General features: G+C 58.5%; 10 protein-coding genes. 2 read left to right on the plus strand and 8 right to left on the minus strand.

Translation table 11 applies throughout. The features are described 5' to 3' along the window. Nucleotides 1-40: 40 nt before the first annotated feature. The 4 genes from mtgA to CLM71_RS21065 all read right to left on the minus strand — a co-directional run bounded on the left by mtgA (nt 41) and on the right by CLM71_RS21065 (nt 5,049). Nucleotides 41-775, minus strand: coding sequence for a monofunctional biosynthetic peptidoglycan transglycosylase (gene mtgA, locus CLM71_RS21045; protein WP_105232738.1), 735 nt, complete (start codon nt 773-775; stop codon nt 41-43). After that, a complete protein-coding gene (gene elbB / locus CLM71_RS21050) occupies nt 772-1,425 on the minus strand; it encodes an isoprenoid biosynthesis glyoxalase ElbB (RefSeq protein ID WP_105232739.1) in 654 nt (217 codons plus the stop codon). Before elbB ends, mtgA begins: the two co-directional genes overlap by 4 nt. Nucleotides 1,426-1,683: 258 nt before the next feature. Beyond that, nucleotides 1,684-4,023, minus strand: coding sequence for an aerobic respiration two-component sensor histidine kinase ArcB (arcB, locus tag CLM71_RS21060; protein WP_105232740.1), 2,340 nt, complete (start codon nt 4,021-4,023; stop codon nt 1,684-1,686). A gap of 99 nt (nt 4,024-4,122) precedes the next feature. After that, nucleotides 4,123-5,049 (minus strand): TIGR01212 family radical SAM protein, encoded by a 927-nt coding sequence (locus tag CLM71_RS21065; RefSeq protein ID WP_105232741.1) that lies wholly within the window; start codon nt 5,047-5,049, stop codon nt 4,123-4,125. Nucleotides 5,050-5,766: 717 nt separating this feature from the next. On the opposite strand from CLM71_RS21065, the gene gltB reads away from it, so the two are divergent. After that, nucleotides 5,767-10,227: a glutamate synthase large subunit gene (gltB, locus tag CLM71_RS21070; RefSeq protein ID WP_105232742.1), complete on the plus strand. Its 4,461-nt coding sequence runs from the start codon at nt 5,767-5,769 to the stop codon at nt 10,225-10,227. A 13-nt stretch (nt 10,228-10,240) separates the two neighbouring features. Then, nucleotides 10,241-11,659: a glutamate synthase small subunit gene (locus tag CLM71_RS21075; RefSeq protein WP_105232743.1), complete on the plus strand. Its 1,419-nt coding sequence runs from the start codon at nt 10,241-10,243 to the stop codon at nt 11,657-11,659. Between the two features lie 173 nt (nt 11,660-11,832). Here CLM71_RS21075 and sspB read toward each other — a convergent pair whose 3' ends face one another. From sspB to rplM, 4 genes are all read right to left on the minus strand, one after another. Beyond that, nucleotides 11,833-12,327 carry a ClpXP protease specificity-enhancing factor gene (gene sspB, locus CLM71_RS21080; RefSeq protein WP_105232744.1) on the minus strand — a complete coding sequence of 165 codons (495 nt, stop codon included), beginning with the start codon at nt 12,325-12,327 and terminating at the stop codon, nt 11,833-11,835. 2 nt (nt 12,328-12,329) lie between these two features. After that, nucleotides 12,330-12,971 (minus strand): stringent starvation protein SspA, encoded by a 642-nt coding sequence (sspA, locus tag CLM71_RS21085; RefSeq protein ID WP_054307417.1) that lies wholly within the window; start codon nt 12,969-12,971, stop codon nt 12,330-12,332. Nucleotides 12,972-13,357: 386 nt separating this feature from the next. Then, nucleotides 13,358-13,750, minus strand: coding sequence for a 30S ribosomal protein S9 (gene rpsI, locus CLM71_RS21090; RefSeq protein WP_004937080.1), 393 nt, complete (start codon nt 13,748-13,750; stop codon nt 13,358-13,360). Between the two features lie 15 nt (nt 13,751-13,765). Beyond that, nucleotides 13,766-14,194, minus strand: a complete 429-nt coding sequence (gene rplM, locus CLM71_RS21095) for a 50S ribosomal protein L13 (RefSeq protein WP_015961989.1) — start codon at nt 14,192-14,194, stop codon at nt 13,766-13,768. Nucleotides 14,195-14,365 lie beyond the last annotated feature (171 nt).

Consider the following 14,365-nt stretch of genomic DNA (forward strand, 5'->3'; position numbering starts at 1 on the left):
CACGGGGTGAGGCGCCCGCCTCGCCCCGTCTTTTCTCTTTTTAATCCAGCTTATTGGCCCGCAGGAAGCTCTCGCCGCCCAGCTGTCGCATCTGGCGCAAAATCCACTGCTGACGCTGTATCACGTACGCCGACGGCGCATCGGCCTTGAAACGGTGCGGGTTCGGCAATACCGCCGCCAGCAACGCCGCTTCGGACGCGCTGAGACGCCGGGCCGGCTTATTGAAATAGCGCTGTGACGCCTCTTCAACGCCAAACACGCCGTCGCCCAACTCTACAATGTTGAGGTACACCGTCAGAATGCGTCGTTTGCTCCACACCAGCTCAATGCCGCCGGTCAGCCCGGCTTCCAACCCTTTGCGCAGCCAGCTGCGCCCGTCCCACAGGAACAGATTTTTCGCCGTCTGCTGCGACAGGGTCGATGCGCCGCGGATGCGCGCCGGACGCCGCTCGTTATGGTCCAGCGCCTTCTCAATGGCGGCGACGTCAAACCCCCAGTGCTGCGGGAATTTTTGATCCTCGGCGGCCATCACCGCCAACGCCATATTGGGCGATATCTCACTCATCGCCACCCAGTCTGAGTGCGCCACATAGCCAAAATCGCCGCGCAGCCAGGCGCTGGCCTGCCGTTCCAGCATCACGGCGGAAAACGGCACCGGCAGGAACGCAAACAGCACAATGCCGGCCAGCCACAGGCCGAGCAGCGTCAGTACCCCGCGCTTCAGCCAGCGCCAGGGAAGAGATAACAGCGATCTGCGCGCCGCCTTTCTTCTCATTCGGTCAGATCCAGTACGCGTGACACCAGCTTATCAATTCCGCTGGCCGCTTCGCCGATCGACTGCGCCAGCATATACGCCGGCGTCGTCACCACTTTGTTTTCGCCGTCGACCACAATATCGTCAACCGGACAAATCACCGGTTCTCCGCCCATGGTATCAATCACTTCCCCGAGATCGGGATCGTTACCAATGGTCAGCCTGACCTGCTGGTCGAGCAGCTTCGGCAACAGCGCGGGCGCAATACACATAAAACCAATTGGTTTATGTGCCTTATGCATTTCGCGGGTCAATATTGCCAAATCCTCATCCACCTCGCACTCGGCGCCCTGCGCCGCAAAGCTGCTCAGATTCTTGGCTGCGCCGAAACCGCCCGGCACGATCAACGCATCCAACAGCTCGGCGCGCGCGGCAGAAAGCGGTTGCACATGGCCTCTGGTTATCCGCGCCGACTCCGCCAGAACATTACGCTGCTCGCCGGTCTCTTCCCCAGATAAATGATTAATTACATGCAGTTGGGGACGATCCGGCGCAAAACATACCGCCTGCGCCCCGGCGCGATCCAGAGCCAGCAGCGTCAGCACCGCCTCATGAATCTCTGTACCGTCATAAACCCCACAGCCGCTGAGTACTACCCCAACCTGTTTCATCGCCGTTCTCCTCGCTAATATTGTCAATGACTTAGTGCGCCAAGTTGACAAACACTAATCTACATCACACATTTTAATGAATCTTCTAACAAGAGCGCTTACATTTGGTATGTTGTTGGCTGTATGATGTATAGGAATCCTCCTCGGAGGTTTCAGAATTTTCTACAACCTGCGCAAGCAGAAACTTAAAACCAATACGCAGGTTCACGTTTTCCCTGGTGTTGGCGCAATATTCGCGCACCCCGGCCTAGGTCGGGGTCATTTTTTTTCAGCATTCTCCACCCAAGCGCGCAGCATCGCGACGTCGTTCTGCCACTCCTGCTTCAGTTCATCCACCCAGTCCTGTACGTTATCCCACCACGCCGGCAGCGTTGGCGTCTGAATCTGCTGCGCCAGCTGTTGCAGATGACGCAGGCCGACCGAGCCAGCCGCACCTTTGATTTTATGCCCTTCCTCGGCGATGCCCTTCTGGTCGCGCGCCGTCATGTTGGAATCCAGCACCGCCAGGTAGCCTGGCATCATCTGCTCAAACATCTCCAGACTCTGGTGAATCAGTTGCGGCCCCACCAGCTCCATATACTGCTCCAGCATGGCGGTATCCAATAACGACTCGTTAATCTGCATCGCGTTGTGCTCCGTTTTCTTTGTGGCATGAGTAGGTTGATGATCCCAATAGTGCTGAATCATTTTGGTCAACGCCGGTACCGAGAGCGGTTTGCTCAATACATCGTCCATGCCCGCTTCAAGATACTCTTTTTTATCTTTCAGGACGTTGGCGGTCAGCGCAATCAGCGGCGGCAGCATCTGCCCGGCGTAGCGTTCGCGCAGCTCACGGGCGATATCCAGTCCGGACATATCCGGCAGTTGGATATCCAGCAGCACCAGGTCGAATTCATCCGGATCGAACATGGCCAGCGCATCATGGCCGTTCATCGCCACCTCTACGCTGTTGCCCAGTTTTTCCAGCACCGAACGCGCCACGATCACGTTCAGCTCAATATCTTCCACCAGCAAAATATGCAGCGCCGGCAGCGGCAGCGCCTCTTCGCTCTCCGCTTCCGTCACTTCTTCCTCCAGCGCCGGCGCCTTGATGGTCAGCGTAAAGCAGGAGCCATGTCCCGGCTGGCTGCTGACGGTGATGTCGCCGCCCATGCTCTGCGCCAGACGTTTGGACACCGCCAGACCAATGCCGGTACCGGTTGCCGGCCGCCCGCCGCGCTGGTCCTTGACCTGATAATACATGGCGAAGATTTTGTCCTGTTCGTCCTGCGGGATGCCCATGCCGGAATCCGCTACGTCGAACACCAGTTTTTCCTGCCCTTCCCGCCGCACCCGCACCGTGATGTTCCCCTGCTGGGTAAACTTCACCGCATTACCGATCAGATTCCACAGAATCTGACGCAGGCGCGTACCGTCGGTAATGATTTTTTGCGGCAGCGGCGCATGCGGCTCCAGCACGAAGCGCAGCCCCTTCGGCTGCGCCAGCAGGCCGGAGAGGTTTTCCAGATCCGCCAGGAAACCGGTGAAATCAACCGGCTGGTTGTCCAGCTGCACCTTGCGCCGCTCGATTTTATCCATCTCGATAATGTCGTTGAAAATGTTGCCGAGGGTAATCGCGCTGACGTGGATGGTTTTCAGGTAGTTCAGCTGTTCGTCGTTCAGTTCGGTATCCAGCAGGATACGACTGAGACCGACGATGCCGTTAAGCGGCGTACGCAGCTCGTGGCTGATGGTTGAGATAAAGGTGGTCTTATCCCTGCTGGCGTTCTCCAGCGCGTCCTGATAGCGCTTACGCTCGGTAATATCGCGTCCGAAGCCCATCAGCCCGTGGCGCTTGCCCACCCGATCGTAAAACGGCACCTTGCGCAGCTCAAAACAGGCCTTGCGGCCGTCCGGGTATACCAGCCACTGCTCATAGGTCAGCGAAACGTTGTGACGGAATACTTTCTCGTCGGTTTCAATCACTTTATCCGCAATATCCTGCTCATAGACGTCATTCGGCGTCAGACCGATCAGCTGTTTTTCGCTTTTGCCGGTCAGCAGCTCCATCGCCCGGTTGCAGCCGGAAAATTCTTTGTCTTCATTGCGGTAATACACCAAATCCGGCGAAGCATCGAGGAATGAACGCAGCAACGCGGACTGCTGGCCCAGCTCTATCTGCGCCAGTTCACGCTGTTCCATTTCCTCTTTCAGCTTATCCATCACCTGCAGACGCGCCTCTTCCGCCTTGATACGGTCGGCGATTTCCTGGTTGAGCTGGCTGATGTTGTCCTTCAACTGCTGGTTCAGCTTCAGGTCACGGTGGCGCATCTCCTCCAGTTTGTCGACCAGCCGCGCCAGCCGCTGACGCGACTCCTCCAGCTGCTCCACCACCACCGACAGGAAATAAACCGCCCACGGGGTGATCAGCAGGCCAAAGAAGATAGAGCGCACCACGTCGATGCTCTCGACCTCGCCACGCAGCAGCATGGTCACGGCCATCTGCACCACCATCGCCAGCACCACCAGTGCCGAAGCCAGCAGCAGCGAAAAGCGCACCAGCCCCAGCTTCACCATTAAATCAACGTAGTACTGGGCCAACACCCGGATTTGCTTCATGAACGGCTCCCTACAGACATATGGCTTAAATCATACCGCAAATCGTCCCGTAACAGAGATTACGTCGGCGGAAGTGTGGAAAAGGCGGCAAAACGGCGCTCAGGGGCGGTAACGGCAGGTGGGGCTCAGCGCCGAGCCCTGGCCGCCATGCTGCTGCAGATAGCCGCCGACCGCCTGCATGCCGCTCCAGCGGTTTTCGCACCATAATGGTGCCAGCAGCGTCGGGCGTCGCGCGCTGGCCGAAATACGGTGGAACACCACCTCGCGCGGCGTATGGCGGATCAGTTCACCGGCGCTGGCGGCGTACTCGTCCAGCGTCAGCGTCGTCAGCCGGCCGGCCTGCCAGGCGCGGGCCATAATACTGCCGCTGACGATATGCAGCGGATGCAGTTTGATGCCGTCCACGCCGCTGTCGACCACCGCCCGCAGCGTATCCAGATGGTCGGCCGGCGCCTCGCCCGGCAGGCCGACAATCAGGTGACAGCATACTTTCAGCCCCCGCTGCCGCGCCAGTCTGACGGTTTGCTGATAACAGCAGAAATCATGACCCCGGTTGATGCGTTTCAGCGTTTTATCGTGCGCGCTCTGCAGCCCCAGCTCCAGCCAGACTTCATAGCCGGCCTCGCGGTAGCCAGCCAGCAGATCGAGCGCCGCAGCGGGCACGCAGTCCGGCCGGGTGCCGACGCACAGCCCCACCATCTCACTCTGCGCCAGCGCCTGGCCGTAGAGCGCCTGCAGCCGCTCCACTTCGCCATAGGTGCTGGTATAGGCTTGAAAATACGCCAGATAACGCCTGGCGCGCTGCGTTTTATGCGCCTGCGCCGCCAGCTGTTCGGCAATGCTCTGCCGCTGCATCTGCTCATCGGCAAAAGACGCCACGTTGCAAAATGTGCAGCCGCCGCGCCCCAGCGAACCGTCACGGTTCGGGCAGCTGAAGCCGCCGTGCAGCGTCAGTTTATGGATCTTCTCCCCGTAGCGGCGCTGGAGGTCAGCGCCAAACATATTGACTAATTGCGGCAACTGCATATTCTGGATGGTTCTCTGTGTTCAAAGCCGCCGATGCTAATAAGAAACGGCTTTTCCCACGATGACAGAGATCAACGCTTTTTCTTAAAGGCTCGCCTTGGCATAACTATTCATTATAAACGCAAATAAAATCACCCAGCCCGCGATGAATTTTTCTAATTCCGTAGCAGTTATTTATCGCTATATGACAAGACGATGAAAAATAGTGATAAACATTGGAATACTCTTATACATCAGAACAATACTCTGATATTACCGCCCGCACTAGCATGGTGCAGAGATTCAAACCTTGCACTATAGTGAGACAGCTCACATTTCTTCCGGGGCGACGGTGCGCCTCCACGCCGGCAAATCCCCACAAAAATATAAATATTTCATATAGATAAATCACATTAACCGAATGTAAACGTGGTTTAAGCCCATATTTGACCTGCGTATTCTTTCTGGATTAAGTTGGAAGTCCGCTGGAAGCTTTCTGGACGGGCAAACGACTCGTCATATTTATGCAGTATTTAAAGACTCCCTCTTAAAACAAGTAGTCACCACTTGTGATAACCGTCACGAGAGGCCATTAACAGAGGGCGCAAAAGCAGACTGGATTATTCACCATCATGATGCTTTTCATGGGGGGATAAGCCGTCGGCGTTCGCCTGATGTTGGGAAGCCCCCTCGCAGTAGGTTGTGAGAGTCATGCAGAGCCTGGGGAGGTTCACTGATATGTTGTACGATAAATCCCAAGAGAGGGACAACTGTGGTTTCGGCCTGATCGCCCACATAGAAGGCGAACCTAGCCACAAGGTAGTGCGTACCGCGATCCACGCACTGGCCCGTATGCAACACCGTGGCGCCATCCTTGCCGACGGCAAGACCGGCGACGGCTGTGGCCTGTTATTGCAAAAGCCCGATCGCTTTTTCCGTATGGTTGCGGAAGAGCGCGGCTGGCGTTTAGCCAAAAACTATGCCGTCGGCATGATGTTCCTCAGTCAGAATGACGAGGAAGCCCGCGCCAGCCGCCGCATTGTTGAAGAAGAACTGCAAAACGAAACGCTGTCGGTCGTCGGCTGGCGCGAAGTGCCCACCAACCCGGACGTGCTGGGCGAGATCGCCCTGTCGTCGCTGCCGCGCATCGAACAGGTCTTTGTCAACGCTCCGGCCGGCTGGCGTCCGCGCGATCTGGAGCGCCGCCTGTTCGTTGCCCGTCGCCGCATTGAAAAACGCATTCAGGACGACAGCTTCTACGTCTGCAGCTTCTCTAATCTGGTGACGATCTACAAAGGCCTGTGCATGCCGGCAGATCTGCCGCGTTTTTATCTCGATCTGGCCGATCTGCGTCTGGAATCCGCCATTTGTCTGTTCCACCAACGCTTCTCCACCAATACCGTGCCGCGCTGGCCGCTGGCGCAACCGTTTCGCTACCTGGCGCACAACGGCGAGATCAACACCATTACCGGCAACCGCCAGTGGGCGCGCGCGCGAACCTATAAATTCCAGACGCCGCTGATTCCGGATCTGCACTCCGCCGCGCCGTTCATTAACGAAACCGGCTCCGATTCCAGCTCCATGGACAATATGCTGGAGCTGCTGCTGGCAGGCGGTATGGATATTATCCGCGCCATGCGCCTGCTGGTGCCGCCAGCCTGGCAGAATAACCCGGAGATGGACGGCGATCTGCGCGCCTTCTTCGACTTTAACTCCATGCATATGGAGCCGTGGGACGGCCCGGCGGGCATCGTCATGTCCGACGGCCGCTACGCTGCCTGTAACCTCGACCGTAATGGCCTGCGTCCGGCGCGCTATGTCATCACCAAGGATAAGCTGATCACCTGCGCCTCCGAAGTCGGCATCTGGGACTATCAGCCGGACGAAGTGGTGGAAAAAGGCCGCGTCGGTCCGGGCGAACTGATGGTCATCGACACCCGCAGCGGCCGCATCCTGCACTCGGCCGAGACCGATAACGATCTGAAAAGTCGCCATCCGTATAAAGAGTGGATGGAAAAGAACGTCAAGCGCCTGGTGCCGTTCGAAGACCTGCCGGAAGACCAGGTGGGCAGCCGCCAGCTGGACGACGTACAGCTGGAGACCTATCAGAAGCAATTCGGCTACAGCAGCGAAGAACTGGATCAGGTGATCCGCGTTCTGGGGGAGATAGGCCAGGAAGCGACCGGCTCCATGGGGGACGATACGCCGTTCGCCGTGCTCTCCAGCCGCCCGCGCATTATCTACGACTATTTCCGCCAGCAGTTCGCGCAGGTCACCAACCCGCCGATCGATCCGCTGCGTGAGGCTCACGTGATGTCGCTGGCCACCAACATCGGCCGCGAGATGAACGTTTTTAGCGAAGCGGAAGGTCAGGCGCACCGCCTGAGCTTCAAATCGCCGATTCTGCTGTATTCCGACTTCAAACAGCTCACCACGCTGGAAGGCGAATACTACCGCACCGATACGCTCGACCTGACCTTTGACCCGGGTGAACAGGATCTGGAGCAGAAAATCCGCACGCTGTGCGACGAAGCGGAACAGAAAGTACGCGACGGCGCCGTGCTGCTGGTTCTGTCCGACCGCGCTATCGCCCCGAACCGCCTGCCGCTACCGGCGCCGATGGCGGTCGGCGCGGTGCAGACGCGTCTGGTGGATAAAAACCTGCGCTGCGACGCCAACATCATCGTGGAAACGGCCAGCGCGCGCGATCCGCACCACTTCGCCGTACTGCTGGGCTTCGGCGCCACCGCCATCTACCCGTATCTGGCCTATGAAACCCTGGCCAAGCTGGTGGACAACCAGACCATCGACAAGAAATACCGCGATGTGATGCTGAACTACCGTAACGGCATCAACAAGGGGCTGTACAAGATCATGTCCAAAATGGGCATCTCGACCATTGCCTCTTACCGCTGCTCCAAACTGTTCGAGGCCGTCGGCCTGCACCGCGATCTGTCCGACCTCTGTTTCCAGGGCGTGGTCAGCCGCATCAACGGCGCCAGCTTCAGCGACTTCCAGCAGGATCTGCAGAACCTGTCCAAACGCGCCTGGCTGAAGCGTAAGCCGCTGGATCAGGGCGGCCTGCTGAAATTCGTCCACGGCGGCGAATACCACGCTTACAATCCGGACGTGGTTAACAGCCTGCAACAGGCGGTGCACAGCGGTGACTACACCGACTACCAGCGCTACGCCAGTCTGGTTAACGAACGCCCGGTCGCCACGCTGCGCGACCTGCTGGCGATTAAACCGCAGGGCGAGCCGATCCCGGTCGATCAGGTGGAGCCGGCCGAAGCGCTGTTTACCCGCTTCGACACCGCGGCGATGTCTATCGGCGCCCTGAGCCCGGAAGCACACGAATCGCTGGCGGTAGCCATGAACGGCCTCGGCGGCTTCTCCAACTCCGGCGAAGGCGGCGAGGATCCGGCACGTTATGGCACCAACAAGGTATCGCGCATCAAGCAGGTGGCTTCCGGGCGCTTCGGCGTTACGCCGGCCTACCTGGTGAATGCCGATGTGATTCAGATTAAAGTCGCCCAGGGCGCCAAGCCGGGTGAAGGCGGCCAGCTGCCGGGTGATAAAGTCACGCCGTACATTGCCAAGCTGCGCTATTCGGTGCCGGGAGTGACGCTGATTTCGCCGCCGCCGCATCACGATATCTATTCCATTGAAGATTTGGCGCAGCTGATTTTCGACCTGAAACAGGTGAACCCGAAAGCGGTGATCTCGGTGAAGCTGGTTTCCGAACCGGGTGTGGGCACCATCGCCACCGGCGTCGCCAAAGCCTATGCCGACCTGATCACCATCGCCGGCTACGACGGCGGCACCGGCGCCAGCCCGCTGACCTCAGTGAAATATGCCGGCTGTCCGTGGGAGCTGGGCCTGGTGGAAACGCAACAGGCGCTGGTGGCCAACGGCCTGCGCCATAAAATCCGCCTGCAGGTGGACGGCGGCCTGAAAACCGGCGTCGATATCGTCAAGGCGGCGATTCTCGGCGCGGAAAGCTTCGGCTTCGGTACCGGGCCTATGGTCGCGCTGGGCTGCAAATACCTGCGTATTTGCCACCTGAACAACTGCGCGACCGGCGTCGCCACTCAGGATGAAAAACTGCGCCGCGATCACTATCACGGCCTGCCGGAACGCGTCACCAACTACTTCCATTTCATCGCGCGTGAAACCCGCGAGATTATGGCGCAGCTGGGCGTCAGCCAACTGGTGGATCTGATTGGCCGCACCGAGTTCCTCAGCGAACTGGACGGTATTTCCGCCAAGCAGAACAAACTGGACCTGTCGCCGCTGCTGCAGACCGCCACGCCGCATCCGGGCAAGGCGCAGTACTGCACCGAAGGCAGCAACCCGCCGTTCGACCACGGATTGCTGAACAAAGAGCTGCTGGCGCAGGCGCAGCCCTACATCGAAGAAAAACGCAGCAAAGCGTTCTACTTCGATATCCGTAACACCGACCGTTCCGTCGGCGCCAGCCTGTCCGGGGCGATCGCCAGCGTGCACGGCGATCAGGGCATGGCGGCCGATCCGATCAGGGCGCACTTCTCCGGCACTGCCGGCCAGAGCTTCGGCGTCTGGAACGCCGGCGGCGTAGAGCTGACCCTGACCGGCGATGCCAACGACTATGTCGGTAAAGGCATGGCCGGCGGCAGTATCGCGGTGCGGCCGCCGCTCGGCTCCGCCTTCCGCAGCCATGAGGCCAGCATTATCGGCAACACCTGCCTGTACGGCGCCACCGGCGGCAAGCTGTTCGCCGCGGGCCGCGCCGGCGAGCGTTTCGCCGTGCGTAACTCCGGCGCCATCACCGTGGTGGAAGGCATCGGCGACAACGGGTGTGAATATATGACCGGCGGTATCGTCTGCGTACTGGGTAAAACCGGCATCAACTTCGGCGCCGGTATGACGGGCGGCTTCGCCTACGTGCTGGATGAAGACGGCGAATTCCGTAAACGCGTCAACCCGGAGCTGGTGGAAGTGCTGGAACTCGATCAGCTGGCGATTCACGAAGAACACCTGCGCGGCCTGATCACCGAGCACGTACAGGCGACCGGCTCTTCCCGTGCGGAAGAGATTCTGGCCAACTGGCCGACCTGGGTGCCGAAATTCGCGCTGGTCAAGCCAAAGTCCAGCGATGTGAAGGCGTTGTTGGGTCACCGTAGTCGTTCCGCAGCCGAGCTGCGGGTTCAGGCGCAGTAAGAGGTAGGTCATAATGAGTCAGAATGTTTATCAATTTATCGACCTGCAGCGCGTTGATCCGCCGAAGAAACCGCTGAAGATCCGTAAAATCGATTTCGTGGAAATCTACGAGCCGTTTTCGGATTCGCAGGCCGAAGCGCAGGCGGACCGCTGTCTGTCCTGCGGCAACCCGTATTGCGAGTGGAAGTGCCCGGTGCACAACTACATCCCGAACTGGCTGAAGCTGGCCAATGAGGGGCGTATCATGGAGGCGGCGGATCTGGCGCACCAGACCAACAGCCTGCCGGAAGTGTGCGGCCGCGTCTGTCCGCAGGATCGCCTGTGTGAAGGCTCCTGTACGCTGAACGATGAGTTCGGCGCGGTAACCATCGGCAATATCGAACGTTATATCAACGATAAAGCCATCGAAATGGGTTGGAAACCGGATATGTCGCACGTCCAGCCGACCGGCAAACGCGTGGCGATCGTCGGCGCCGGCCCGGCCGGTCTGGCCTGTGCCGACGTGCTGACCCGCAACGGCGTCAAAGCCGTGGTCTACGATCGTCACCCGGAGATCGGCGGCCTGCTGACCTTCGGCATTCCGGCGTTCAAGCTGGAGAAAGAGGTGATGATCAAGCGCCGTGAAATCTTCAGCGAGATGGGCATCGAATTCCAGCTCAATACTGAAATCGGCAAAGACGTCGCGCTGGACGCGCTGATTGACGAGTACGACGCGGTGTTCCTCGGCGTCGGCACCTATCAGTCGATGCGCGGCGGCCTGGAGAATGAAGGTGCGCCGGGCGTCTACGATGCCCTGCCGTTCCTGATCGCCAACACCAAGCAGCTGATGGGCTACCAGAGCAGTGAGCAGGAGCCGTATGTCAGCATGGAAGGCAAGCGCGTGGTGGTGCTGGGCGGCGGCGATACCGCGATGGACTGCGTACGCACCTCCATCCGTCAGGGCGCCACGCAGGTGACCTGCGCCTACCGTCGCGATGAGGCGAATATGCCTGGCTCCAAACGCGAAGTGACCAACGCGCGGGAGGAAGGCGTCGAGTTCCAGTTCAACCTGCAGCCGCTCAGCATCGAGCTGAACGCCGCCGGGCGCGTAGCCGGGGTGAAAATGGTGCGCACTCAGCTGGGCGAGCCGGATGCCAACGGCCGTCAGGCGGCAGAGCCGGTGCCGGGTTCCGAGCACGTGCTGGATGCCGACGCGGTGGTGATGGCCTTCGGTTTCCGTCCGCATGCGATGAACTGGCTGGCGGCGCATGACGTCCAGCTCGACAAGCAGGGGCGTATTGTGGCACCGGAAGGCAGCGACAACGCGTTCCAGACCAGCAACCCGAAAATCTTCGCCGGCGGCGATGCGGTGCGCGGCTCTGACCTGGTGGTGACGGCGATTGCCGAGGGGCGTAAAGCCGCCGACGGCATCCTGAACTATCTGGAAGTGTAACCTCGCCACGCGGCTTAAATGACCGTGCCAAACGGCTTCCCCGACGGGAGGCCGTTTTTTTATGGCGTTTTACGGCAGAGGCCTTCGGACATTAACACGGTGTTCTGTCCCGGATTCTGCCAATAAAAAAAGGTACAGCATGCTGTACCTTTTCAATCAAACGGAAGTTGCGCTTACTTAACCACGCGCAACGCCGGGCGCCCGCCGCGTGGCGGCTGTGGCGGTTCATCATCCGGATCGTTATCGTCACCGTTGTCAGGACGATCGCCGTCGATAACCGACATCAGGCTTTCAGAAGGCACCGTCTCCAGCTCGTCGAAAGCACCTTCGCCTTCATCGTAAGCGGCTTCCGGTTCGAACATGGTTCCCGCGCCGTTCTCACGGGCGTAAATCGCCAGCACCGCGGCCAGGGGCACCAGCACCTGACGCGGTACGCCGCCGAAGCGGGCGTTAAAGCTCACTTCGTTGTCGCCCAGCTGCAGGTTGCCGACCGCACGCGGCGCAATGTTCAGAACGATCTGACCATCGCGCGCGAACTCCATCGGCACCTGAACGTCCGGGCGTGTTACGTCGACCACCAGATGCGGCGTCAGCTGGTTGTCCAGCAGCCAGTCATAAAACGCCCGCAGCAGATAAGGGCGGCGCGGCGTCATCTGCGACATATCCATGATTAACCCCGAGTATGCAGGCGCATTTCGCGCTCGGCTTCGGTCAGTGAGGCCAGGAACGCATCACGTTCAAAGACGCGGGTCATATAGCCTTTCAGCTCTTTGGAACCGGCGCCGTTCAGTTCAATGCCCAGCTGCGGCAGACGCCACAGCAGCGGCGCCAGGTAGCAATCCACCAGGCTGAACTCTTCGCTCATGAAATATGGCGCCTGAGCAAAGATCGGCGCGATGGCCAGCAGTTCTTCACGCAGCTGACGGCGGGCAGATTCGGCTTCCTGACCGCTGCTCTGCTCGATCTTGTACATCAGCGAATACCAGTTCTTTTCGATGCGCAGCATCATCAGGCGGCTTTCGCCACGCGCTACCGGATAAACCGGCATCAGCGGCGGGTGCGGGAAGCGCTCGTCCAGGTATTCCATGATAATACGGGACTCATACAGCGTCAGCTCGCGATCGACCAGCGTCGGCACCGTTTGGTAAGGATTGAGGTCGATCAGATCCTGTGGCAGGTTATCCGGTTCAACCTGCTCAATCTCGACGCTGACACCTTTTTCCGCCAGTACGATACGTACTTGATGGCTAAAAATGTCGGTCGGGCCAGAAAACAGCGTCATTACCGAACGTTTGTTGGCAGCGACAGCCATGAAAACCTCCAAGTTTTATCTAGAAAATACTGCGAATAGCCAACTTAGCCCCGAAGCTTGCACCTTGCCCATGGCAAAGTGAAAACGCATGGGAATATCCGGCTGCTATCCTGAATGATCTTGACCGCAGGCCAGCAGCACGCAGGTAACCTTAGGTCTGGAAAGCGGCCTCGGAGGTAACTGGCGGCAACTGCTCGGCGAACAGGCGCAAAAGTGGATGATAGTTTACCAGATTTTGCCCGTTTTGTGGGGAGCGGGCGGCGATTTCATCACTATTTGTCTGGCGACGCGCAGATTTTTCACCGGTGGGGGGGAATTTCAGACATAAAAAAACCCGGTGCAACACCGGGTTTTTCGCATAATTCGTTCTGCCGCAGCAGAATAAATTAACGCTTGGAGAACTGCGGACGACGACGTGCTTTACGCAGGCCGACTTTCTTACGTTCAACCTGACGAGCGTCACGAGTGACGAAGCCAGCTTTACGCAGTTCAGAACGCAGAGTCTCGTCGTATTCCATCAGCGCACGGGTGATACCGTGGCGGATAGCGCCAGCTTGACCGGAGATGCCGCCACCTTTAACAGTGATGTACAGATCCAGTTTGCCAACCATGTCGACCAGTTCCAGCGGCTGACGAACTACCATGCGGGCAGTTTCGCGACCGAAGTACTGTTCCAGGCTGCGCTGGTTGATAACGATGTTACCGTTGCCCGGCTTGATAAAGACGCGAGCGGCGGAGCTTTTGCGGCGACCAGTGCCGTAGTATTGATTTTCAGCCATTGCCATTAATCCCGATTAAATGTCCAGAACTTGCGGTTGCTGTGCCGCGTGATTGTGCTCGGTGCCCGCGTAAACTTTCAGTTTACGGAACATTGCACGACCCAACGGACCCTTTGGCAGCATGCCTTTAACCGCGATTTCAATCACACGCTCAGGACGGCGGGCAATCATCTCTTCAAAGGTCGCTTCTTTGATACCACCGATGTGGCCGGTGTGGTGGTAGTACATCTTGTCGTTACGCTTGTTGCCGGTTACAGCAACTTTGTCAGCGTTCAGAACGATGATGTAATCACCGGTATCAACGTGCGGGGTGTATTCCGCTTTATGCTTGCCGCGCAGACGACGAGCCAGTTCAGTAGCGAGACGGCCTAAAGTTTTACCGTTCGCATCAACAACGTACCAGTCGCGTTTTACGGTCTCTGGTTTAGCTGTAAAAGTTTTCATTAAAAGCTTACCCAATAATTAGTTACACGTTGGTGAACACCCAAACGCTCGAAAACAGTTGAGGCTCACACGACCATCAAGTCCAGCAAACCTACCCCTTCGAATAGCCATTGCCGGCACTATAAAGTTTTTGGGAAAAAAACTTTGTTGTAACGTGGGGTCGCAAGATTA

The organism is Serratia sp. MYb239, from assembly GCF_002966855.1.
GTDB lineage: Bacteria > Pseudomonadota > Gammaproteobacteria > Enterobacterales > Enterobacteriaceae > Serratia_B > Serratia_B rhizosphaerae.